Here is a 21,533-nt window from a genome sequence, read left to right on the forward strand (position 1 = left end):
CTTGCGCCTCCCATCACCGGTTCGATTTGCGTCCCATGCCCCCGATTTCCCGCGCCCTGCGCTTGACGGTCTACACCCTGCTGATCCTCGCCGGCACCGTGCTCGCCGCCACCCTGGCCATGCGCCACGCCGAGCGCCAGGCGCTGGTAGAGGATGCTGCACGGGCCAGTCAGCAACTGGGGCTGTACGCCACGTCCCTGCACACCCTGATCGAACGCTACCGCGCCTTGCCCGCCGTGCTGGCGCTGGACCCGGAGCTGCGTTCGGCGCTCCAGGGGCCGGTCGCCCCGCCATTGCAGGACGCGTTGAACCGCAAACTGGAGCGGATCAACGGCGCGGCGCAATCCTCGACCCTCGAATTGCTCGACCACACCGGGCTCGCCGTGGCGGCGAGCAACTGGCGTCTGCCGAGCAGCTACGTCGGCCATAACTACGGCTTCCGTCCCTATTTCAGCCAGACCCGAACCCAGGGCACCGGGCGCTTCTACGCGGTGGGTGTGACCAGCGGGATTCCGGGGTATTTTCTCTCCAGTGCGGTCAGCGATGACGCTGGCCAGTTCCTCGGGGCGATGGTGGTCAAACTCGAGTTTCCGGAACTCGAGCGCGAATGGCGTCAGGGCAGCGACACCCTGCTGGTCAGCGACGCGCGCGGCATCGTCTTCATCGCCAACCAGCCGGGCTGGCGTTATCGCCTGCTCAAACCGTTGAACGACAGCGATCTGGCCGAACTCAAGACCACGCGTCAATACGACAAACAGCCGTTGAGTCAGCTGGACTATCAATCGCTGCAACACTTCGACGTCAACAGTCAGCTGGCGCGTGTCACCGGCCCGGACGGCCAGGCCGATTACCTGTGGGAATCCCTGCCGCTGCCCAGCGAAGGCTGGACCCTGCACCTGCTGCGCCAACCCCAGGTGGCGGTCGAAGACCGACGCAACGCCGCGCTCGCGGCGGCCGGCCTGTGGCTGACCCTGGTGTTCCTGCTGCTGTTCCTCTACCAGCGCTGGCGCCTGGCAAAAATGCGCCAGCGCAGCCGCGAGGAACTCGAACGTCTGGTGGAGGAACGCACCCGCGACCTGCGCACCGCCCAGGACGGCCTGGTGCAATCGGCCAAGCTGGCGGCACTGGGGCAGATGTCGGCAGCGCTGGCCCATGAAATCAACCAGCCGTTGACCGCGCAACGCATGCAGTTGGCAACCTTGCGCCTGCTGCTCGATCACGGCCGGGTGGACGACGCCCACAAGGCGTTGAAACCGCTGGATGAGATGCTGACGCGCATGGCCGCCCTCACCGGCCACCTGAAAACCTTCGCCCGCAAGAGCCCCAGCGGCTTGCGCGAACGCCTGGACCTGGCTGCGGTGGTCGATCAGTCCCTGCAACTGCTCGACACCCGCCTGCGCGACGAACAGGTCAGCAGCGTGCTGCACCTGAGCCGTCCGGCCTGGGTGCGCGGCGATGCGATTCGCCTGGAACAGGTGCTGATCAACCTGCTGCGCAACGCCCTGGACGCGATGCACGACCTCCCGTGCAAACGCCTGGAAATCCGCCTTGAAGCCGACGATCATCTATGGCACCTGAGTGTGATCGACAACGGCAGCGGCATCGCCGAGGAAAACCTGGCGCAAGTCTTCGACCCGTTTTTCACCACCAAACCGGTAGGCGATGGCCTGGGCCTCGGCCTGGCCGTATCCTTCGCCATCGCGCACGAATCGGGCGGACGCCTGAGCGCCGACAATCACGCCCATGGCGCGGTCTTTACCCTGACCCTGCTCATCGATCCGGAGGCGCCTGGCCCATGCTCAATTCAGTGATGGTGGTCGACGACGAGAGCAGCATCCGCAGCGCCGTCGAACAATGGCTGAGCCTGTCCGGGTTCGAGGTCCAGCTGTTCAGCCGCGCCGAGGAATGCCTGGCCCAGCTGCCCCGGCATTTCCCCGGCGTGATCCTCAGCGATGTGCGCATGCCCGGCATGAGCGGCCTGGCGTTGCTGGCCGAGGTGCAGCGCCGCGATGCCGATCTGCCGGTGATCCTGCTGACGGGCCATGGCGATGTGCCGATGGCGGTCGAGGCGATGCGCGATGGCGCCTACGATTTCCTGGAAAAGCCTTTCAGCCCCGAAACCCTGCTCGGCAGCCTGCGTCGCGCCCTGGACAAGCGGCGCCTGGTCCTGGAAAACCGCGCCCTGTACGAACAGGCGGACAACCGCGCCAAACTCGACGCGACATTGCTGGGCGTGTCCCGTGGCTTGCAGACCTTGCGCCAGCAGGTGCTGGACCTGGCGACGCTGCCGGTGAACGTGTTGATCCGTGGCGAAACCGGCAGCGGCAAGGAACTGGTTGCCCGTTGCCTGCATGACTTCGGGCCGCGCGCCGAGCGGCCGTTCGTCGCGCTCAATTGCGCGGCAATTCCCGAGCAGTTGTTCGAGGCCGAACTGTTCGGCCACGAAAGCGGCGCGTTCACCGGCGCCCAGGGCAAGCGCATCGGCAAGCTCGAATACGCCGATGGCGGCACCTTGTTCCTCGATGAAATCGAAAGCATGCCCCTGGCCCAGCAAGTGAAACTGCTGCGGGTGTTGCAGGAGCAGAAGCTGGAGCGCCTGGGCTCGAACCAGAGCATCCGCGTGGACCTGCGCATCATCGCCGCGACCAAACCCGACCTGCTCGACGAAGCTCGGGCCGGGCGCTTTCGCGAAGACCTGGCCTATCGGCTGAACGTGGCCGAACTGCGGCTGCCACCCTTGCGCGAACGCCGTGAAGACATTCCCCTGTTGTACCAGGCATTCACCCGCCATGCCGCCGAGCGCCTGGGCCGCACGATTGCCCCGCTGAGCGGCGCACAGTTGAGCCGCCTGCTCAGCCACGACTGGCCAGGCAATGTGCGCGAACTGGCGAACGTCGCCGAACGCCAGGTGCTCGGCTTGAGCGAACCGGAACCGGTGGGCGTCGAGCCGGGGCAATCGCTGGCGGCGCAGCAGGAAGCCTTCGAAGCCCAATGCCTGCGCGCGGCGCTGACGCGGCACAAGGGTGACGTCAAGGCGGTGCTCGAAGAACTGCAACTGCCGCGCCGGACCTTCAATGAGAAGATGCAGCGGCATGGGCTTGCCAGAGAGATGTTTCTCTAGCGCCTGCACTGGCCCCATCGCGAGCAAGCCCGCTCCCACAGGTGGCCCGCGTGTAGCCACAGGTAAGGTGAACACCATCGATCCCTGTGGGAGCGGGCTTGCCCGCGATGGGGTCAGCAAGGACAACTTATACTCCGGGCCAGCTAAGCAATTTTCCGCTCACCACCAACCTTCAATAAGCGGATTTCCGCTCATAAATTGCTCGCATCCCCTCTAAACCGGCCCTCCGCCCCTTGGCACAGCTCCTGCTATAGCCCTGGCAGGCTGCGTTTAAACACGCCCCACTAAAAACAATTAAACGAAGGATCCTTCAATGGATAACTCCAACACCCTGCCCCTTGGGTCGGCTGCCGTGGCCGCTCAACCACGAACCACCGCCAGCCGGATCAAATCGATCTTCAGTGGCTCGGTCGGCAACATGGTCGAGTGGTACGACTGGTACGTCTATGCCGCTTTCTCCCTGTACTTCGCCAAGACCTTTTTCCCCAAAGGCGACACCACCGCGCAACTGCTGAACACCGCTGCGATCTTCGCCGTGGGCTTCCTGATGCGCCCGATCGGTGGCTGGCTGATGGGCCTCTACGCCGACAAGGTCGGACGCAAGAAGGCGCTGATGGCCTCGGTGTACCTGATGTGCTTCGGTTCGTTGCTGATCGCCCTGAGCCCCGGTTATGAAGTCATCGGCATCGGCGCGCCGATCCTGCTGGTGTTCGCCCGTCTGCTGCAGGGCCTGTCGGTGGGTGGCGAATACGGCACCTCGGCCACTTACCTGAGCGAGATGGCGACCAAGGAGCGTCGCGGCTTCTTCTCCAGCTTCCAGTACGTGACCCTGATCTCCGGGCAGCTCATCGCACTGGGCGTGCTGATCGTGTTGCAGAACTTCCTGACTACCGAGCAGCTGTATGCCTGGGGCTGGCGCATTCCGTTCGCCATCGGCGCCCTGTGTGCCGTCGTCGCGCTGTACCTGCGTCGCGGCATGGAAGAGACCGAATCGTTCACCAAGAAAGAGAAGAGCAAGGAAAGCGCGATGCGCACCTTGCTGCGCCATCCGAAGGAACTGCTGACCGTGGTCGGCCTGACCATGGGCGGCACCCTGGCGTTCTACACCTACACCACCTACATGCAGAAATACCTGGTGAACACCGTCGGCATGAGCATCTCCGACTCCACCACCATTTCCGCCGCCACGCTGTTCCTGTTCATGTGCCTGCAACCGATCATCGGCGGCCTGTCGGACAAGATCGGCCGACGTCCGATCCTGATCGCCTTCGGTGTGCTCGGGACGATTTTCACCGTGCCGATCCTGATGACCCTGCACACCATCCAGACCTGGTGGGGCGCGTTCTTCCTGATCATGGCGGCGCTGATCATCGTCAGCGGCTACACATCGATCAACGCCGTGGTCAAGGCCGAACTGTTCCCGACCGAAATCCGCGCCCTGGGCGTCGGCCTGCCGTACGCACTGACCGTTTCGATCTTCGGCGGCACCGCTGAATACGTCGCGCTGTGGTTCAAGAGCATCGGCATGGAAACCGGTTACTACTGGTACGTTACCGGGTGCATCGCCGTGTCGTTGCTGGTGTACATCACCATGAAAGACACCCGCAAACATTCGCGGATCGTCACCGACTAAGCGGCGACACGCGACAAAAAAGGGGCAGACCTTGACGGGGCTGCCCCTTTTTCATTGGCTTGCTCCCGCCGTTGAACGCGGGCTGGAAATCAGGGGATCGTCCTTGCACTATGGACGTCCCGAACCAAGTCTGGAAATCCCTCCATGTCCGATGACATCCACTATTACGAACCCGCCAACGGCCACGGTCTGCCGCACGATCCGTTCAACGCCATCGTCGGCCCGCGCCCCATCGGCTGGATTTCTTCCCAGGATGGCAGTGGTCGCCTGAACCTGGCGCCCTACAGTTTCTTCAACGCCTTCAACTACATTCCGCCGATCATCGGCTTCTCCAGCGTCGGGCGCAAAGACAGCCTGAACAACATCGAACAGACCGGCGAGTTCGCCTGGAACCTGGCGACCCGGCCGCTGGCCGAGCAGATGAACCAGAGCTGTGCGATGGTTGGCCCCGAGGTCGATGAGTTCGCATTGTCCGGGCTGACACCCGTGGCCTCGAAAATCATCCAGGTGCCGCGTGTGGCCGAAAGCCCGGTGTCCTTCGAGTGCAAGGTCACGCAGATCATCCAGCTGCAGCGGGCCGACGGCAACGTGGTGCCGAGCTGGCTGATCCTCGGTGAGGTGGTGGCCGTGCACATCGCCAGGTGGCTGCTCAAGGACGGGGTGTACGACACCGCCGCGGCAGAACCGATCCTGCGCGGGGGCGGCCCGGCCGATTACTTTCAGCTGGGGCCTGAGGCCTTGTTCAAGATGCACCGCCCGGGGGCGGCCAGGCAGTGACCCTGCGAGTTACCAGATCAGCTCGCCTTCTGCACCGACGCCCTTGAGGCGGGTCAGTTCCACGGCAGCGGCGGCATCGGCGTCCATGGCGGTCTTGAAAGTCTGTTCTTCCAGCAACTTGTTGAAGCGCGGCGCACCTGTGCCACCGATCTCTTTGGTGGCAATCGCCGCGTAATAGCCGCCTTCGCGGGGAACGACAGCGGATACGGCTTCGAAGTGGTCAAAGGCTTTGCGTGCCATGTTGCGGATCCTGGCTGATGAGAAGTCGAGTCATTAAACCCTCAACCCGCCATTTTGTGTACCCAGGACCGGGTTTCTCCCAATGCCTGGACGGCGGTCACCTCTTTGAAGGTGTGAAAGTCCAGGCTATCGACCACCAGCTCCTGCACCAGTTCGGCAAAAATCTGCATGGCCGGGGTGCTGAAATACGCAGTCATGGCCTGCTGATGCGTCCAGAAACCGGACACCAGCCACAGTTGCGGATCACATTGCGAATGTTGCAGGGAAAAACTCAGGCAGCCGGGGGCGGTGCGGGTCGGTTCGATCAGGGCACTGAGGCGCACTCCCAGTTCCGTGGAGCGCCCGGCGCGAGCGCGGACAAAAGCCATGTGACTGTGCGTAGACATGTTCAACCTCCCAGGTACTTGGGTGGCAGCCATGGACGGGCTGCGACAGGATCGAAGGTTAAGCGCTGGCGCGCCCTGCCGTTAGTCGATTCCTGCCGGCTTTTTGCCCATTCCTGCGAAGCTGTCTTCGGCACCTGTAACAATGTGTAAAACCTGTCACGGTGCTGAAACACGCGTTCCCGTAGGAGCGAGCATGCTCGCGATGGAGGTCAACGATAACGCGGGAAGCCTGATGCCCAGCGGCGCCCGGGCATTCATCGCGAGCATGCTCGCTCCTGCAGTGGTCATATGCCAGACCCTCCCGTGCAGAATCAGGCAATCATTCAGCAGAATGTGTCTACCGCTTCGTCTTGCACAAACTTAAGCTCAGCACACCCACACCGCCGCTCGAGGATGCCTTGCATGTCGCCGCTCGATCACGTTCAAGCCCCGCCAGACGCCGAGATGGAAAAACAGCGCGCGGAACTGGCAGCCATCATCCGCCGCAACACCACGGACGACGGCAACTATGCGACGGCCGTCGACTCGCTGTTCATGTCCCGGTACAGCCAGTCCCATGACTTTGCCTCAGTCATGGCGCAACCGGCGCTGTGCATCATGGCGCAGGGCAGCAAGGAGGTTCGGCTGTCCGATGAGTATTTCAATTACGACCCGCTGCATTATTTGGTGGTGTCGGTCTCGATGCCGCTCAGTGGCCGGGTGGTGAACGTCACATCGCAGGATCCGATCCTGGCCATTCGCCTGGACATCGACCCGAGCGAAATCAACGCACTGATCGCCGACGCTGGCCCCCTGGGCGTACCCACCCGCCCGACCGGACGTGGGCTGTACGTCGAGCGGATCGACGCCGCCATGCTCGACGCCGTGCTGCGCCTGGCCCGCCTGCTCGACACGCCGAAAGACATCGCCATGCTCGCGCCGCTGATCCGCCGGGAAATTCTCTATCGGCTGCTGCGCAGCCCGCAGGGCCATCGGCTGTACGAAATCGCCATCGCCAACAGCCAGAGCCATCGCATCAGCCAGGCCATCAAGTGGCTCAACGGCAACTACGAGCAGCCCTTGCGCATCGACGACCTGGCCCGGGAAGTGAACCTGAGCGTGTCGACCCTGCATCACCGGTTCAAGGCCATGACGGCGATGAGCCCGCTGCAGTATCAGAAACAACTGCGTTTGCAGGAGGCCCGGCGGTTGATGCTGGCCGAAGGACTGGAGGCGTCGGCGGCAGGGTATCGCGTCGGTTATGAAAGCCCGTCGCAGTTCAGCCGTGAGTACAGCCGCCTGTTCGGCGCGCCGCCGTTGCGGGATCTGGCGCGGTTGCGGTTGTCGGTATAGCTGAATCTTATTGTGACTGCACCGGCCCCATCGCGGGCAAGCCCGCTCCCACAGGGGCGGCGGCGCCTCTGCAGGAGTGAGCCTGGTCCGGGCGACGTGCCGCCGGCAGCGGTCAGAGCGCCCGAATCACATGTTTGATTTCCTGGAACGCCTGTAAACCCCATGGCCCCAATTCACGGCCGATGCTGCTCTGCTTGTAGCCGCCCCAGGCGGTCTGCGGGAAGATCACCTGCGGCGCGTTGATCCACACCAGCCCCGCCTGCAAGGCGTTGGCGACCCGATCGGCGGTCTCGGCGTTTCGGGTCACGACACTCGCCACCAGCCCGAACTGGCTGTCGTTGGCCAAGGCAATGGCCTCGGTTTCAGAACCGCAACGACGCACACAGATCACCGGTCCGAAAATCTCCTCACACCACAGCGCGCTGTCCAGCGGCACATCGGTGAACACCGTCGGTTGCAGGAAATAGCCGCGCGGCAAGTCGGCGGGACGGTTGCCGCCGCAAATCAACCGGGCACCGGCGCTCAAGCCCCGGTCGATGTGACCGAGTACGCGCTGGTATTGCGCCTGATTGACCAGCGCGCCCATCTCCACGGCCGGATCGAACGGATCGGCCACGCGAATGGCTTCGGCGCGGGCCTTCAGGCGGGATAGGAAGTCATCGAACAGTTCATCGGCGACCAGCACACGGCTGGTGGCGGAGCACATCTGCCCGGCGTTGAAGAAACCGCCGCCGCAGGCCACTTCCACGGCCAGCTCAAGGTCGGCGTCGGCCAGCACCAGCAACGAGGATTTACCGCCCAGCTCCAGGCTGACACCCTTCACGGTTTCGGCCGCACGCTGCATCACCTGCACACCGACCGCGTTGCTGCCGGTGAAGGAAATCTTCGCCACGCGCGGGTCCGCCGAGAGCGGCGCGCCCACGGCCAGGCCCGTGCCGCAGACCAGGTTGAACACCCCGGCCGGCAACCCGGCTTCGGCGATGATCGCCGCCAGTTCCAGTTCCGGCAGCGGCGTGACCTCGGAAGGCTTGAGCACCACGCAGCAGCCGGCGGCCAGGGCCGGGGCGAGCTTCCAGGCGGTGGTCACCATCGGGAAATTCCACGGCACGATCAGGCCGACCACGCCGCAAGGCTCACGGCGCAATCGGGCGCTGAAGTCCTCGGTCGGCAGTTCAACGGTGCTGTCCGATTTCGCGTCCAGCCCTTCGGCCAGCCCGGCGTAATACTCGAACGTAGCGATCACGTCATCGACATCGATGGCCGCTTCGAACAAGGGTTTGCCGTTGTTGCTCGACTGCAACTCCATCAATTGTTCACGGCCGGCCGACACGCCGGCCGCGATCCGGCGCAGGATCGCGCCGCGCTCGGAGCCACTGGTCTTCGACCAGTCGGCGAACGCCCGAGTCGCCGCGCTGACAGCTTGTTCGACCGCCTGTTCGTCACCGCCGACCACGGTGGTCAGCAAGGCTTCGGTCGCCGGGTTGATCACCCGCAGGTGCTCGCGGCCGGCGCACCATTGTCCGTCAATGAACAGGCCGTCGAGGGTGGTTGGAAAGCTCATTTCGACACCGCCTGGGTCCAGTGGGCCTGATCGATTTCAATCAGGGTCGGGCCCTGGCGGTCGGTGGCGGCACGCAGTGCGCTGCGCAATGTGTCGACATCGTTGGCGACCTGCGCCGCGCAGCCCAGCGCCTTGGCGACACCGATGAAATCCGGGGTGTAGATGTCCACGCCCACCGGTTCGATGGCGCGGTTGACCATGTATTTCTTGATCTCTTCGTAGCCCTGGTTGTTCCACAGCAGGACGATCACCGGGGTGCGCGCTTCCACGGCACTGGCCAGTTCCGGCAAGGTGAATTGCAGGCCGCCGTCGCCGATCAGGCACACCACCGGCGGGCGCGTGCCCTGTTCAACCCGGCCACCGAGCCACGCGCCAATCGCCGCCGGCAGCGCATAGCCGAGGGTGCCGTAACCGGTGGACGAGTTGAACCAGCGGCGCGGGTGCTCCGGGTTGAACGTCAGGTTGCCGGTGTACACCGGCTGGGTCGAATCGCCGACGAACACCGCCTCGGGCAACTCGTTCAGCACAGTTTCGAGCAAACGGGTCTGCGCCAAGGTAGGCGCATCCCAGGTGGCCGTCAGTTCTTCGCGCAGGCGCGCGGCACGCACCTGGCCCCAGTCAGTGCGCCGCTCGGCCAGGGACTTGTGCGACAGGGCGCTGAGCAAGGCCTGCGCGGCATTGCGCGAATCGGCAACCAGCGCCAGGTGTGGCGGGTAGTTGCGCACGGTCTGGTCCGGGTCGATGTCGATACGCAGCAGCTTGCCGGGAATCTCGAAACCACCGGCGAAGGTGACGTCGTAATCGGTTTCCGCGAGCTCAGTGCCGATGGCCAGCACCACATCGGCCTCGGCCACCAGTGCCCGGGTCGCCACCAGGCTCTGGGTCGAGCCGATCAGCAACGGATGCGCGGAGGCGAGCATCCCCTTGGCATTGATCGTCAGCGCCACGGGTGCGTCCAGCAGTTCGGCCAGCGCGGTCAGTTCGCCAGCGGCGTCGATGGCGCCGCCCCCGGCAAGAATCAACGGGCGCCTGGCGTTGGCGAGCAACTCGGTCATGCGGCTGATCGCACTCGGCGAAGCGCCAGCACGGTCGATGTTTACCGGTACGCTGGCGAGCAGGTCATCGGCCTCCTCGACCAGCACGTCCAACGGAATTTCGATGTGCACCGGGCGCGGACGACCGGCCTGGAACAGGGCGAAGGCGCGAGCCAGAACGTCCGGCAGTTCGGACGCCGACATCAGGGTGTGGGAAAACGCCGCAACCCCGGCGCACAGCGCGTTCTGGTTCGGCAATTCATGCAGCTTGCCGCGACCGCCGCCCAACTGATTGCGCGTCTGCACGCTGGAGATCACCAGCATCGGGATCGAATCGGCGTAGGCCTGGCCCATGGCAGTGGTGATGTTGGTCATGCCCGGACCGGTGATGATGAAACACACACCCGGTTTGCCACGGGTGCGGGCGTATCCGTCGGCCATGAAACCGGCCCCTTGTTCGTGACGCGGGGTGACGTGGTTGATGCTCGAATGGGCCAGCCCGCGATACAGCTCCACGGTGTGCACCCCGGGAATGCCGAACACCTGCTCGACCCCGTAGCCTTCGAGTAACTTGACCAATACCTCGCCACACGTCGCCATGTCTTTGCCCTTCTTGTTCGTTTGAGACGCCGGGCCTGCGCTGTGTTTATGATGAACGGGCAGGTCCAGGGATGGCCTCATTGGAACGGTCGACACGTTGCCGCAACAATGGATAAAAAATCATGCCAGCCATGTCCGTACGTCATACCTTGGATCTCGATGAAACGATTGCCTCCCCTGCCGGCGCTGCACACTTTTCTGATTACCGCGCAGTGCTGCAACTTCACCCGTGCTGCCGAACAACTGTTCATCACCCAGGGCGCGGTGAGTCGGCAGATCGCCGGGCTGGAGGATTTTCTCGGTTATGAACTGTTCATCCGTCAGGCCCGGGGCCTGGAATTGACGGTTGAAGGCCGGGCGTGGCTGCCACGGGTTCAGCAGGTGTTCGGCCTGATCGACGAGGCGATGGAACAGATCGGCGAGAAGCGCGAAACCCTGCAATTGAAGGCGCCGACCTGTGTCATGCGCTGGCTGCTGCCGCGCTTGCTGGAGTGGCAAAAGCAGCGTCCGGACGTGCCGGTGGCCTTGACCACCACGGTCAGGCACGGCGTGGATTTCCAGCGTGAGCAGTTCGACGCGGCGGTGATCTATGGCACCGCCCCCGACAACGCGCTCGCCTCCTGCCTGCTGTTCGAAGAACAACTGACACCCGTCTGTTCACCGTCGATGCTCGAAGCGCCCCTGGCCCTGACGCCAGCGGACCTGCAACAACATTTGCTGCTGCACCCGACGCAGGATGAGCGTGACTGGAATGCCTGGTTGAAAGCGGCGAACCTGCACCTGAACAACGTCAGGGGCCAGCATTTCGAAACGCTTGACCTGGCGATGTCGATGGCGTCCCAGGGCACCGGTGTGGCGATCGGCGACTGGTCGTTGATCGGCGATGACTTGAGCGCCGGGCGGCTGGTCATGCCGTTTGAGTTGAAGGTCAAGACCGGGTTGGCGTATTACCTGGTGTTCCCGGAAAAGACCGCCCCGTCGCCACGATTGCGTGAGCTGATGGCCTGGCTGGTGGAGCAGGCTCAAGCGCGTTGAGCCCATCCCTCCCCCCGTCCGGCAGGAGCCAGCAAGCGCCTGCCGAAACACGGGGGAACGATCGTCAGTAACCGACCGTAAACCGCTGGCGCGAGTGCTTCCGCGTTTCCACTTCGTCGATCAGCGCAATCGCATAATCGGCAAAGGTGATCCAGCTGCGCCCTGCACTGCTCACCAGCAAGTCGTCCTGACCGAGACGAAACGTGCCGCTGCGCTCACCCTCGACGAACTCCGCAGACGGCGACACGAACGTCCAGTCCAGTTGCTGCTCGCGACGCAAGTCCTCGAGGAACACCGCACCGGCACTGGCCTCGGCCTTGTAGGCTTCGGGAAAGCCCTCGCTGTCGATCACACGGCTGCCACCGGGCAACAACAGCGAACCGGCACCGCCCACCACCAGCAGGCGCTTCACCCCGGCCTTTTTCACCGGCTCGATCACTGCCGCACTCGGAATCGTGGCGAAATGTGCCGCGCTGATCACCACGTCATGGCCCGTCACCGCCGCTTGCAGCGCCTGGGCATCCAGGACGTCGACATTCTTGCTGACCACCCCGGCACGCTCGCCGATTTTCGACGTATCGCGGGCGATGGCCGTGACGCTGTGGCCACGACGCAGGGCTTCTTCCAACAGTTGGCTGCCGGCACGGCCGGTGGCACCGATGATTGCGATCTTGCTCATGAGCTACTCCAATTGGTTTGAATGTCAGGGGGCCTTGCCACATCTCCCCCTTGAAATCAGTGATAACAAGGCGAGCTTAGTTGCCTGGTTCAGTACAAAAAATGCGATGCTGCGACATAGTTTGTTTCTGAAATCGGGCAAATCATGGATCGTCTACACGCAATGCGGGTGTTCGTCACGGTGGTCGACCTCGGCAGCCAGTCCGCCGCCGCCGACCACCTGGAGCTGTCACGGCCGGTGGTTTCGCGCTATCTGGCCGAGTTGGAAGACTGGGTGGGCGCTCGCCTGATGCACCGCACCACGCGCAAATTGAGCCTGACCACCGCCGGCAGCGAAACCCTGCCCCGTTGCCGGCAGATGCTTGAGCTGTCAGCCGACATGCAGGCCGCCGTCAGCGAACCCGACGACGCGCCTCGGGGCCTGCTGCGCATCAGCGTCAGTACGTCGTTCGGCCAGGCGCAACTGGCCGACGCGATGACCGCCTACGTCAAGCGCTACCCCGGTGTGAGCGTTGATCTGCAGATGCTCGACCGCACCGTGAACCTGGTGGACGAACGCATCGACCTGGCGATTCGCACCAGCAATGAGCTGGACCCGAACCTGATCGCCCGTCGGCTGACGGTCTGCCGCTCGGTGATCTGCGCCGCTCCCGCGTACCTGCAGGCGCATTCGGCGCCACGACGAGTCGAAGACCTCAGCCAGCATAACTGCCTGACCCATTCCTATGTCGGCAAGAGCCTGTGGCATTTCGAGCAGGACGGCGAACCGCTGTCGATCCCGGTACAGGGCAATATCAGCGCCAATGAAGCCAGCACGCTGCTGCGCGCAACGATAGCCGGCGCCGGCGTGGCGATGCTTCCGACCTATCAGGCCGGCGCGCATATCCACAGCGGCGAACTGGTGCGCCTGCTGCCCCAGGCCGAGCCTCGGTTGATGAATATCTACGCCGTATATGCCTCGCGCAAACACATGCCGGCGGCGTTGCGCAGCCTGCTGGATTTTCTGGTGGAGCGGTTCCCCCAGGAACCGGCGTGGGACAAAGGGCTGTGAGCCCACAGGGGGTATCACCGTTTTGAATATCGGGACAAAAGCAACCGCCCCCTGACTGGCAACTCATCACCCCTGACCTATGCTCAATACATGGGTATGCGTTCAGAGGTCTACGCCATGAACATCAAAACAAGAAGATACCTCGCAATTTTCCTGACCTGCGCCGCCACGCTGGCACTGTACGGTACAGCGGCCTGGCGCGTGGAGCAGTTGCGACAACTGCCCCGAGAATACGCCAGCTGCAACTTCGAGCGGTGCATCCCCCACAACGCCACCCTCAACGCGCTGCGGTAACGACGGCGCTCAGCCCTCGTGATCCTGATCGGCCTTCAAGCGGTCGCGGAACGCCTTGGGTGAAATGCCCACCCGGCGGCGGAACAGACGTGTGAAGTTGGTCGGATCGGAAAACCCCAACACTTCGGACATTTCATAAATGGTCATGCTGGTGTAGGTCAGCAGGCGCTTGGCCTCCAGCAATTGCCGTTCGTGCACGATCTGCAGGGCCGGTTGCCCGGCCAGCTCCCGGCATGTGCCGTTGAGGTGGGAGACGGAAATCCCCAGGCGATGAGCCAGGTCCTCGACCTTGACATGCTGGCGATAGGTTTCTTCCACGAGCTGGATAAACCCGTTGAGGTATTCCCGAGCGCGCTGCGGACGTTGCGTGGCGCTGCGACGTGACAGCGCCTGGCGACTCACCCACACCAGAATCACACTGACCAGCGAATGCATGAGCATCTCCCGGGCCGGTTGATGCCCGGTGTATTCGGTTTGCAGCGCCTGGAACAGGCTGTTGAGGTAATCGCTGTCAGCACCCGACGGATAACTGTCCGCCTGGGCCAGGGCATTCACCGAATGCCCCAGTTGCGCCTGAAGGTGGGCGACCAACGGCGCCGCCAGGGTCACGACAAACCCTTCGACATCCTCGGAAAAACGGTAGCCGTGCACCGACAACGGTGGCAGGACCAGGATCGCCGGTTCGTTCAATTGCGTGCGGTCGCCTTCGATTTCAAGCTCGGCCTGACCTTTGAACACGAAGAGCAACTGGCATAAATCGGCGTGACGATGGGGTTTGATTTCCCACTGGTGCTCGCGGCTGCGTTTGGAGATGGTTTCGCAGTGCAGCAAGTCCGGTGTCGGCCAGTCCAGGCTTTCACCGTAGAGCTTGAACACCGGTATCGAAGGCAGGTCAGGCTTGTTCATCACTTCAATCCAGGCCTCGGGAGTAGCGGGCAATAAATGCACGATTGACGGTACAGGGGGCCCCTCAGTTTTCACCCTCGGTTGAAAGACCCGCAAGTGAAAAATGCGTGCGCCTGTCCCATGAAAATACCTCACCTGAGATGTGCGTGGGGCGACGCATTGAAAAAACCCTGGGAGAAAATGACCTGCGGTTTTCGTACGAGGCTATCGAATAGCTTGCTACCGACTTAGACTGTCGAGCATTTCCAACCGCCGCACTGCTGGCGGTCCGCCCACTGCCTGCAGGTTTTTCCGTGCCTCATCCGAACCCGCCCGACACGTCCAGACCCGTCCTTCGTAATGTGCTGATTGCGCTGATGCTGGCGATCTTTCTCGGCGCACTGGACCAGACCATCGTCGCCGTTTCCATGCCGGCCATTTCCGCACAGTTCAAGGATGTCAGCCTGTTGGCCTGGGTAATTTCCGGCTACATGGTGGCGATGACCGTGGCGGTGCCGATCTACGGCAAACTGGGCGACCTGTATGGACGGCGCCGGCTGATGCTGTTCGGCATGGGGCTGTTTACCCTGGCTTCGTTGTTCTGCGGCATGGCCCAGAGCATGGAGCAACTGGTGCTGGCGCGAATTGTCCAGGGCATCGGCGCCGGCGGAATGATTTCGGTCAGCCAGGCGATCATCGGCGACATCGTGCCGCCCCGGGAGCGCGGTCGCTATCAGGGCTATTTCAGCAGCATGTACGCGGTGGCCAGCGTGGCCGGTCCGGTGCTGGGCGGCTACATGACCGAATACCTGTCATGGCGCTGGGTGTTCCTGATCAACCTGCCCCTGGGGCTCGGTGCCTACTGGGTGGCCCGACGCAACCTGGTGGGCCTGCCGATTCCCCAGCGCAAACCCGTCATCGACTACCTCGGCACGCTGCTGATGATCATCGGCTTGACCGCTTTGCTGCTTGGCATTACCCAGGTCGGCCAAGGGCATTCCTGGCGCAGCAGCGAAGTGCTCGGGCTGTTTGCCGCGGCCGTGATGGTGCTGACGCTCTTCGTCTGGCATGAAGGCCGCGCCCGGGAGCCGTTGCTGCCGATGCACCTGTTTGCCAACCGCAACGCGCTGCTGTGCTGGTGCACGATTTTCTTCACCAGCTTTCAGGCGATTTCGCTGATTGTGCTGATGCCGCTGCGCTTTCAGAGCGTGACCGGCGCCGGGGCCGACAGCGCGGCCCTGCATCTGCTGCCACTGGCGATGGGGTTACCGATTGGCGCTTATTTCGCCGGCCGTCGAACCTCGGTCACCGGTCGTTACAAGCCGCAGATTCTGGCGGGCGCGATCCTGATGCCGATCTCGATCCTGGGCATGGCATTCAGTGCACCACAGGCGTTCTGGCTGAGCAGCCTGTTCATGTTGCTCAACGGGATCTCCGGTGGCATGCAGTTCCCCACGTCGCTGGTGGGTACACAGAACGCCGTGGACCAGCGTGACATCGGCGTGGCCACCAGCACCACCAACCTGTTCCGCTCCCTGGGCGGCGCGGTGGGGGTGGCGTTGATGTCGGCACTGCTGCTGGCGTTGCTGCAGGACTCGAGCTTTTCGCACCTGGCAGGTTCGACCCTGCTGGCCGAGGGGCATACCGGGAACGTCCTGCTCGACGGCCTGAACGCCGCGCCGGGGGAGGAACAGACTGCGTTGCGCGCGGAGCTGCTGCTGACCTTCCGGCATTTGCTGCTGGTCAGCGCGGCGGTGTCACTGCTGGGGCTGGCGGCGGCGATCGTGATGCCGAACCGGTTGCTGCGCGGACGCGAGGACAAGGTTCGCTAGACCACCGTGCAGACCGCATCGCGAGCAGGCTCGCTCCCACAGGGGAACAGGCCCGCTTGCGATGGGAGCCATCGCTCAGCGCGGCTCAAGGGCTGTAATACCCCACCGCCACCAGGAAATGCCCGACCTTCTTCAGGTAGGCGTGCTTGTCTTCGACCTTGCCGGTCACCGGGTTTTTCCACTTGTAGGCGTATTCGCCGTAATCCTGTTGGGCGATCAACGCCAGGATCGGCTCACCCACCGGCTTGCCTTCCGGGTCCTTGATCTTGCCGAAATCGGTGTTGACCAGGCGCAGGTTGGTGCCGTGGGCGACATAACGCTGGGTGTCCAGGTCGACGACAAACACATACAGGTCATCCTGCAGGTAACCGCCCTTTAGGGAATTGATCGCCGTCAGCGTGCCCTTTTCGTCCTTGGTCAGGTCCGTCGCCGCCTTGTTCAGCAGCGCCATTGCCTGCTCTGCCGAGGCCCGTGGCAGGTAATACCCCACCGCCAGGATGCGCTGGCCAATGCGCTGGTAATACACATGCTTGCGCTCGACCTTGCCATCGGACCAGTTCTGCCAGCGATATTCAGCTTCCTGAATGCCGTTGCCCTCCGGCACTTTCAGCGCGTTCTGGAACGCCTTGCGCAGATCCGGCCCGAGCACTTGCGACACATCGCGCCCGATCAATGCCGATGACGGGCCGCCGCTGGCCAGCATCACGCCCTGGGTATCGACCACGAACACATAGCGATCCTTGTCGACGAATTCGCCCTGGCGACTGAACGCCGCGAACGCCTTGTCGCCGTTGTCGTGGTAATAGGCCAGGGCTTTTTCCAGCAAGGCGATGGCCGCCTTGCTGTCTTGCTTTTCAGTCGCGGCAGCCTGTGCCTGCCCCGCAAACAGCAACACCAAGCCCCCCAACAGGGCCAACCTGTGCAAAACCCCCATTGCTCATCCCTCGTTCCTGTCAGTGTTTCAAGAGCGTAGACGGCAATGGGGCATACAGGGATATTCAGCAAACCGCAGTCACAAACCAGCCTCAGGGCTTGGCGCGCAACTGCTGCTGCAGGTTCTGGATTTGCGCTTGAAGGGTGTTGATGTTGCGGGTGATCTGGCTGCGGAAGGCGTCGAATTCGGCGGTACTGGATGCCGCCGGTGCTGCAGCCGGACGGTTGTCCTGCTCGCTTTTGAGCACGATGATGTCCTGCTCCAGGCGCTCGATGGCAGCGCTCGGGTTGCCCTGTTTTTTCAGGGCGGCGATGTCGGCACCCAGGCTTTTGAGCTGGGCGTCGATCTTGTCGGTTTCCGCAGGCGCGCTTTTCAACGCCGCCAGTTCGCCGCTCAAGGCTTTGACCTGGGCCTGCAATTGCGTGTTGGCGGTCTGCTGCTCGGTGTTCTGGGCGCTGGCCTGTGCCAGGCGTTTGTCCAGGTCGCTGGTTTGCGCCGTCATTTGCGCCAGGCGCTTGTCCAGGTCCGTGGTCTGGCCGACGACGCCCTGCTGCTGCTTGCTCTGGTCCTGAAGCTTGCTTTCCAACTGGCGGATTTGCAGTTTCAGCGCTTCGCTGTCGGTGGTGACGTTGGTCTGGCTGGCGACCACCTTGCCGGAAATGTCCTGCAGGCGCCCCGCCGCTTCCTCACTGATGCGCGCGAAACTTTCCTGAGTCGCCACCAGTTGCTGCTCCATCAGTGAAATCTGCTGGAAGCTCCACCACGCGAGGCCCGCAAAGGCGAAGAACAACGCGCCGACCAGCGCCCACAAGGGGCCGGTGCTCGCCGCCTTGACCTTGACCACCGGTGGCGTGCGCGAATGGACCGTGGTGCGCGCCGTGGTTGGGAAATCATCGTCGTCGAGGACATCGGCCCGCAGGCTCGGTACATCGTCGAAGTCGTCGTTGGCATCGTTACGCATGGACATTGAGTCAACCTTTGTGAAACGCAGTGATGGCATTCTGGGGCCAGTATAAACCCGTCAGCCGCATCGATTGACCCTGGATAGCGGGATGGGGTTCAGTCACCGGGTCGTCTGTGTTTCAGCGAATGTCCTGGGCCTTCCACCAGGCGCAGAACTCATCGAGGGCGGTCCAGAGACTGACTTTCGGATCGTAATCCAGATAATGCCGCGCGCGACTGATGTCCAGGGTGAAACTTTTGTTCATCACCTGCATGCCCAGGCGTGACAGTGTCGGCTCGGGCCGACCCGGCCACAGCTTGCATGCGCCCTCGTTGAGCGCCGCCACAGCGTAGGCCAAGCCGTAGGAACGGTAGCGGGTCACCTGTGGGACATCCATCTTGCGCATGACGTAATTGACCACGTCCCACAATGGAATCGGCGTTCCGTTGCTGATGTTGTAGGCCTTGCCCAACGCCGAACCGCTGGCCAGCAAACTGCTGAGCATGGCCTCGTTGAGGTTTTGCACGCTGGTGAAATCCACCTTGTTCAACCCGTCGCCAACGATGGCCAGGCGACCTTTGCGCTGCATCTTCAACAAGCGCGGGAAAATGCTCATGTCGCCGGCACCGGTCACGAAACGCGGGCGCAGGGCCAGGGTTTCCAGGCCGAACTCCTGGGCACCGAAGACTTTCTGCTCGGCCAGGTACTTGGTCGCCGCATAGGGATGCTTGAAGCGCTTGGGCACCTGCTCCTCGGTCAATCCGAGGTGATCACGCCCGTCGAAGTAGATCGATGGCGAGGACAAATGCACCAACCGCCGCACGCGCTGCTTGAGACAGGCCTCGACCACATTCTCGGTGACCTGCACATTGCCCTGATGAAAGTCCTGATAACGCCCCCACACGCCCACCGCGCCGGCGCAATGCACCACCGCCTCGACATCGGCACACAGCTCGCGTGCGAGGTCCGGGTCGCCGAGGTCGCCCGGGATGAACTCGGCGCCACGGCGCACCAGGTGCTCGACGCTTTCGGCCCGGCGACCGTTGACCCGTACTTCCAGGCCCTGCTCCAGGGCAAAACGCGCAAAGCGTCCGCCGATGAAGCCGCTTGCGCCGGTGACCAGAATCTTCATGTAGTGCTCCGAATATTTCGTTTTGCGTAGTGCGTGAGGTCTTGACGCTGCGGCTCAGTCCAACGGCACGAGCCATTGCTTCGATGAGCGCACCAATTGATCGGTCAGCAGCCCCAGCAACTGCCCGCCATTGCGCCAATGATGCCAGTACAGCGGGACATCGATGGGCTTATCTGGCAACAGCTCGCGTAAAACCCCGCGTTTCAACTGCTCGCGAACCTGCAGTTCAGGCGCCAGCCCCCAGCCCAGACCGGCTTCGGCCAGGCGAATGAAGCCTTCGGATGACGGGCATAGATGGTGCTCGAAGCCACCGTCGACCCCGAGTGAGGCAAGGTAGCGATGCTGCAGGAAATCGTCCGGGCCAAACACCAGGGCTGGCGTTTTCGACAACTGTTCGGCTCGCACGCCTTGAGGGAAGTGCCGGTCGATGAACGCCGGGCTGGCCAGCGCACGATAACGCATGGCGCCCAGCAACACGCTGCGTCCGCCGGCCACCGGACGTTCACTGGCACACAGGCACGCGGCCACTTCACCGGCCCGCATGCGCTTGAGGCCGACGGTCTGATCTTCGACCACCAGGTCCAGGAGCACCTGTTGCTCGGCGCAAAAGTCACCGACCGCCTCGGCCCACCACGTGGCGAGGCTGTCGGCGTTGAGGGCGATGCGCAGGCGTTCCGGCAAGCCTTCCTCGTCCAGTGCCGGGACCAGGGTTTGCAGGTCGCGTTCGAGCAGGCGCACTTGCTGCACATGGTTGAGCAGACGTCGGCCGATATCGGTCGGTGCCGGTGGCGTGGCGCGCACCAACACCGGCTGGCCGACCCGTGCTTCCAGCAACTTGATGCGCTGGGAGATGGCCGACTGCGACAAACCGAGCACCTGGGCGGCCCGTTCGAAACCGGCCTGTTCGATCACCGCCGCCAGGGCCGAGAGCAATTTGTAGTCGAACATCAGTTTTCCTAATGAGCAATCAGCAGGATTGGTTTTTCTTATACAGCCTGCAAACGGACAATGGCCAGCAAGAACTTTTGAAAGGAACACCCGCATGGCTGGCGAAACATCACTGGCAACCCTTCTGCGAAGCATGAGCCCGCAACTCAACGCCGGCGAATACGTGTTCTGCACGTTGCACGACGGTCGTTTGCCCGACGGCCTGGAGATCATCGGCAGCTTCCGCGAACAGGAAGGCCTGACGGTGATCCTGCAGCGCTCCCACGCTGAACAGGCCGGGTTCGACTTCGACTACGTCGCCGCCTGGATCACCCTGAACGTGCACTCGGCGCTGCAAGCCGTCGGCCTGACGGCCGCCTTCGCCACGGCGCTGGGCCAGGCAGGCATCAGTTGCAACGTGATCGCCGGGTACTACCACGACCATTTGTTCGTCGGCCAGGCCGATGCCGAACGCGCCATGCAGGTGTTGCGCGACCTGGCAGCCAACGCGGAGTAATCGTCTATGTGGCAAAGCTATGTGAACGGCCTGTTGGTGGCCGCCGGACTGATCATGGCGATCGGCACGCAGAACGCCTTCGTATTGGCCCAAAGCCTGCGTCGCGAACATCACCTGCCGGTGGCGGCACTCTGCGTCGTCTGCGATGCGCTGCTGGTGGCCGCCGGCGTGTTCGGCCTGGCGACCGTGCTGGCGCACAACCCGACCCTGCTCGCGGTCGCCCGCTGGGGCGGTGCAGTGTTTCTGATCTGGTACGGCAGCCTCGCGCTGCGTCGGGCCTGCTCGAAACAGAGCCTGCAACAGGGGCAAAACCAGACCGTTCGCTCCCTGCGCGCGGTCATGCTCAGCGCCCTGGCGGTGACCTTGCTCAACCCGCACGTCTATCTGGATACGGTGTTGCTGATCGGTTCCCTCGGCGCCCAGCAGACCGAGCCCGGCGCGTATGTCGTCGGCGCGGCCAGTGCGTCGTTGCTATGGTTCTTCACCCTGGCGCTGGGGGCCGCCTGGCTGGCCCCGTGGCTGGCCCGGCCGAGCACCTGGCGGATCCTCGACCTGTTGGTGGCGGTGATGATGTTTACCGTGGCGGCTCAACTGATCGTGAGTGCCTGATTTATTCCAAAA

Annotated in this window: 21 protein-coding genes; 11 read left to right on the forward strand and 10 right to left on the reverse strand. The window is 63.2% G+C overall.

Translation table 11 applies throughout. The features are described 5' to 3' along the window. Positions 1-35 precede the first annotated feature (35 nt). The 4 genes from QIW53_RS05595 to QIW53_RS05610 all read left to right on the forward strand — a co-directional run bounded on the left by QIW53_RS05595 (position 36) and on the right by QIW53_RS05610 (position 5,531). Entirely contained in the window at positions 36-1,811 is a 1,776-nt protein-coding gene (locus tag QIW53_RS05595; RefSeq protein ID WP_371048645.1) for a sensor histidine kinase, read from the forward strand. Further along, entirely contained in the window at positions 1,796-3,121 is a 1,326-nt protein-coding gene (locus QIW53_RS05600) for a sigma-54-dependent transcriptional regulator (protein WP_371048646.1), read from the forward strand. Before QIW53_RS05595 ends, QIW53_RS05600 begins: the two co-directional genes overlap by 16 nt. A gap of 313 nt (positions 3,122-3,434) precedes the next feature. Further along, positions 3,435-4,754, forward strand: a complete 1,320-nt coding sequence (locus tag QIW53_RS05605) for an MFS transporter (protein ID WP_371048647.1) — start codon at positions 3,435-3,437, stop codon at positions 4,752-4,754. A gap of 144 nt (positions 4,755-4,898) precedes the next feature. Further along, positions 4,899-5,531, forward strand: a complete 633-nt coding sequence (locus QIW53_RS05610) for a flavin reductase family protein (RefSeq protein ID WP_371048648.1) — start codon at positions 4,899-4,901, stop codon at positions 5,529-5,531. 9 nt (positions 5,532-5,540) lie between these two features. On the opposite strand, the gene QIW53_RS05615 is transcribed toward QIW53_RS05610, so the two are convergent. Together QIW53_RS05615 and QIW53_RS05620 are read right to left on the reverse strand one after the other, a co-directional pair. After that, the gene (locus QIW53_RS05615; RefSeq protein WP_371048649.1) at positions 5,541-5,771 is read right to left on the reverse strand and encodes a hypothetical protein; all 231 of its coding nucleotides are present in this window, start codon (positions 5,769-5,771) and stop codon (positions 5,541-5,543) included. Positions 5,772-5,812: 41 nt separating this feature from the next. After that, positions 5,813-6,157, reverse strand: a complete 345-nt coding sequence (locus tag QIW53_RS05620; protein ID WP_371048650.1) for a putative quinol monooxygenase — start codon at positions 6,155-6,157, stop codon at positions 5,813-5,815. Between the two features lie 402 nt (positions 6,158-6,559). On the opposite strand from QIW53_RS05620, the gene QIW53_RS05625 reads away from it, so the two are divergent. After that, positions 6,560-7,489: an AraC family transcriptional regulator gene (locus QIW53_RS05625; protein ID WP_371048651.1), complete on the forward strand. Its 930-nt coding sequence runs from the start codon at positions 6,560-6,562 to the stop codon at positions 7,487-7,489. Between the two features lie 112 nt (positions 7,490-7,601). Here the strand turns inward: QIW53_RS05625 and QIW53_RS05630 are convergent, their stop codons facing one another. Both QIW53_RS05630 and QIW53_RS05635 read right to left on the reverse strand, forming a co-directional pair. Beyond that, complete coding sequence (locus QIW53_RS05630) at positions 7,602-9,050, reverse strand: aldehyde dehydrogenase family protein (RefSeq protein WP_371048652.1); 1,449 nt, start codon at positions 9,048-9,050, stop codon at positions 7,602-7,604. Then, positions 9,047-10,684 carry a 5-guanidino-2-oxopentanoate decarboxylase gene (locus QIW53_RS05635; protein WP_371048653.1) on the reverse strand — a complete coding sequence of 546 codons (1,638 nt, stop codon included), beginning with the start codon at positions 10,682-10,684 and terminating at the stop codon, positions 9,047-9,049. The genes QIW53_RS05630 and QIW53_RS05635 overlap by 4 nt, the downstream gene beginning before the upstream one ends. Positions 10,685-10,843: 159 nt before the next feature. Between QIW53_RS05635 and QIW53_RS05640 the strand changes: the two genes are divergently transcribed. After that, on the forward strand, positions 10,844-11,719 hold the full coding sequence (locus tag QIW53_RS05640) for a LysR substrate-binding domain-containing protein (protein WP_371048654.1): 876 nt from the start codon (positions 10,844-10,846) through the stop codon (positions 11,717-11,719). 64 nt (positions 11,720-11,783) lie between these two features. On the opposite strand, the gene QIW53_RS05645 is transcribed toward QIW53_RS05640, so the two are convergent. Continuing rightward, the gene (locus QIW53_RS05645) at positions 11,784-12,398 is read right to left on the reverse strand and encodes an NAD(P)-dependent oxidoreductase (protein WP_371048655.1); all 615 of its coding nucleotides are present in this window, start codon (positions 12,396-12,398) and stop codon (positions 11,784-11,786) included. Between the two features lie 144 nt (positions 12,399-12,542). Between QIW53_RS05645 and QIW53_RS05650 the strand changes: the two genes are divergently transcribed. Continuing rightward, positions 12,543-13,448 carry a LysR family transcriptional regulator gene (locus QIW53_RS05650; protein ID WP_371048656.1) on the forward strand — a complete coding sequence of 302 codons (906 nt, stop codon included), beginning with the start codon at positions 12,543-12,545 and terminating at the stop codon, positions 13,446-13,448. 117 nt (positions 13,449-13,565) lie between these two features. Continuing rightward, positions 13,566-13,742, forward strand: a complete 177-nt coding sequence (locus tag QIW53_RS05655) for a hypothetical protein (protein WP_192305427.1) — start codon at positions 13,566-13,568, stop codon at positions 13,740-13,742. 9 nt (positions 13,743-13,751) lie between these two features. Here the strand turns inward: QIW53_RS05655 and QIW53_RS05660 are convergent, their stop codons facing one another. Beyond that, on the reverse strand, positions 13,752-14,648 hold the full coding sequence (locus QIW53_RS05660; protein WP_371048657.1) for a helix-turn-helix domain-containing protein: 897 nt from the start codon (positions 14,646-14,648) through the stop codon (positions 13,752-13,754). A 356-nt stretch (positions 14,649-15,004) separates the two neighbouring features. Between QIW53_RS05660 and QIW53_RS05665 the strand changes: the two genes are divergently transcribed. After that, complete coding sequence (locus QIW53_RS05665) at positions 15,005-16,459, forward strand: MDR family MFS transporter (RefSeq protein ID WP_371048735.1); 1,455 nt, start codon at positions 15,005-15,007, stop codon at positions 16,457-16,459. 85 nt (positions 16,460-16,544) lie between these two features. Here QIW53_RS05665 and QIW53_RS05670 read toward each other — a convergent pair whose 3' ends face one another. The 4 genes from QIW53_RS05670 to QIW53_RS05685 form a co-directional block, all read right to left on the reverse strand. After that, positions 16,545-17,393 (reverse strand): cache domain-containing protein, encoded by an 849-nt coding sequence (locus QIW53_RS05670; protein ID WP_371048658.1) that lies wholly within the window; start codon positions 17,391-17,393, stop codon positions 16,545-16,547. Positions 17,394-17,484: 91 nt separating this feature from the next. Beyond that, entirely contained in the window at positions 17,485-18,360 is an 876-nt protein-coding gene (locus QIW53_RS05675) for an ATPase (RefSeq protein ID WP_371048659.1), read from the reverse strand. A gap of 115 nt (positions 18,361-18,475) precedes the next feature. After that, positions 18,476-19,468 (reverse strand): NAD-dependent epimerase/dehydratase family protein, encoded by a 993-nt coding sequence (locus QIW53_RS05680; protein ID WP_371048660.1) that lies wholly within the window; start codon positions 19,466-19,468, stop codon positions 18,476-18,478. Between the two features lie 54 nt (positions 19,469-19,522). Continuing rightward, the gene (locus QIW53_RS05685) at positions 19,523-20,416 is read right to left on the reverse strand and encodes a LysR family transcriptional regulator ArgP (protein WP_201194051.1); all 894 of its coding nucleotides are present in this window, start codon (positions 20,414-20,416) and stop codon (positions 19,523-19,525) included. Positions 20,417-20,510: 94 nt separating this feature from the next. On the opposite strand from QIW53_RS05685, the gene QIW53_RS05690 reads away from it, so the two are divergent. Beyond that, on the forward strand, positions 20,511-20,912 hold the full coding sequence (locus tag QIW53_RS05690) for an ACT domain-containing protein (RefSeq protein WP_371048661.1): 402 nt from the start codon (positions 20,511-20,513) through the stop codon (positions 20,910-20,912). 6 nt (positions 20,913-20,918) lie between these two features. Next, positions 20,919-21,521: a LysE/ArgO family amino acid transporter gene (locus QIW53_RS05695; protein ID WP_371048662.1), complete on the forward strand. Its 603-nt coding sequence runs from the start codon at positions 20,919-20,921 to the stop codon at positions 21,519-21,521. Positions 21,522-21,533: the final 12 nt, after the last annotated feature.

Source organism: Pseudomonas fluorescens (genome assembly GCF_041354075.1).
Lineage (GTDB): Bacteria > Pseudomonadota > Gammaproteobacteria > Pseudomonadales > Pseudomonadaceae > Aquipseudomonas > Aquipseudomonas fluorescens_CE.

Coding starts and splice junctions, on each gene's coding strand:
- QIW53_RS05675 (WP_371048659.1), bottom strand. CDS start 18,360: ATGTCCATGCGTAACGATGCCAACGACGACTTCGACGATGTACCGAGC.
- QIW53_RS05640 (WP_371048654.1), top strand. CDS start 10,844: ATGAAACGATTGCCTCCCCTGCCGGCGCTGCACACTTTTCTGATTACC.
- QIW53_RS05610 (WP_371048648.1), top strand. CDS start 4,899: ATGTCCGATGACATCCACTATTACGAACCCGCCAACGGCCACGGTCTG.
- QIW53_RS05655 (WP_192305427.1), top strand. CDS start 13,566: ATGAACATCAAAACAAGAAGATACCTCGCAATTTTCCTGACCTGCGCC.
- QIW53_RS05685 (WP_201194051.1), bottom strand. CDS start 20,416: ATGTTCGACTACAAATTGCTCTCGGCCCTGGCGGCGGTGATCGAACAG.
- QIW53_RS05600 (WP_371048646.1), top strand. CDS start 1,796: ATGCTCAATTCAGTGATGGTGGTCGACGACGAGAGCAGCATCCGCAGC.
- QIW53_RS05645 (WP_371048655.1), bottom strand. CDS start 12,398: ATGAGCAAGATCGCAATCATCGGTGCCACCGGCCGTGCCGGCAGCCAA.
- QIW53_RS05630 (WP_371048652.1), bottom strand. CDS start 9,050: ATGAGCTTTCCAACCACCCTCGACGGCCTGTTCATTGACGGACAATGG.
- QIW53_RS05660 (WP_371048657.1), bottom strand. CDS start 14,648: ATGAACAAGCCTGACCTGCCTTCGATACCGGTGTTCAAGCTCTACGGT.
- QIW53_RS05615 (WP_371048649.1), bottom strand. CDS start 5,771: ATGGCACGCAAAGCCTTTGACCACTTCGAAGCCGTATCCGCTGTCGTT.
- QIW53_RS05650 (WP_371048656.1), top strand. CDS start 12,543: ATGGATCGTCTACACGCAATGCGGGTGTTCGTCACGGTGGTCGACCTC.
- QIW53_RS05680 (WP_371048660.1), bottom strand. CDS start 19,468: ATGAAGATTCTGGTCACCGGCGCAAGCGGCTTCATCGGCGGACGCTTT.
- QIW53_RS05635 (WP_371048653.1), bottom strand. CDS start 10,684: ATGGCGACGTGTGGCGAGGTATTGGTCAAGTTACTCGAAGGCTACGGG.
- QIW53_RS05595 (WP_371048645.1), top strand. CDS start 36: ATGCCCCCGATTTCCCGCGCCCTGCGCTTGACGGTCTACACCCTGCTG.
- QIW53_RS05625 (WP_371048651.1), top strand. CDS start 6,560: ATGTCGCCGCTCGATCACGTTCAAGCCCCGCCAGACGCCGAGATGGAA.
- QIW53_RS05665 (WP_371048735.1), top strand. CDS start 15,005: ATGCTGGCGATCTTTCTCGGCGCACTGGACCAGACCATCGTCGCCGTT.
- QIW53_RS05695 (WP_371048662.1), top strand. CDS start 20,919: ATGTGGCAAAGCTATGTGAACGGCCTGTTGGTGGCCGCCGGACTGATC.
- QIW53_RS05690 (WP_371048661.1), top strand. CDS start 20,511: ATGGCTGGCGAAACATCACTGGCAACCCTTCTGCGAAGCATGAGCCCG.
- QIW53_RS05620 (WP_371048650.1), bottom strand. CDS start 6,157: ATGTCTACGCACAGTCACATGGCTTTTGTCCGCGCTCGCGCCGGGCGC.
- QIW53_RS05605 (WP_371048647.1), top strand. CDS start 3,435: ATGGATAACTCCAACACCCTGCCCCTTGGGTCGGCTGCCGTGGCCGCT.
- QIW53_RS05670 (WP_371048658.1), bottom strand. CDS start 17,393: ATGGGGGTTTTGCACAGGTTGGCCCTGTTGGGGGGCTTGGTGTTGCTG.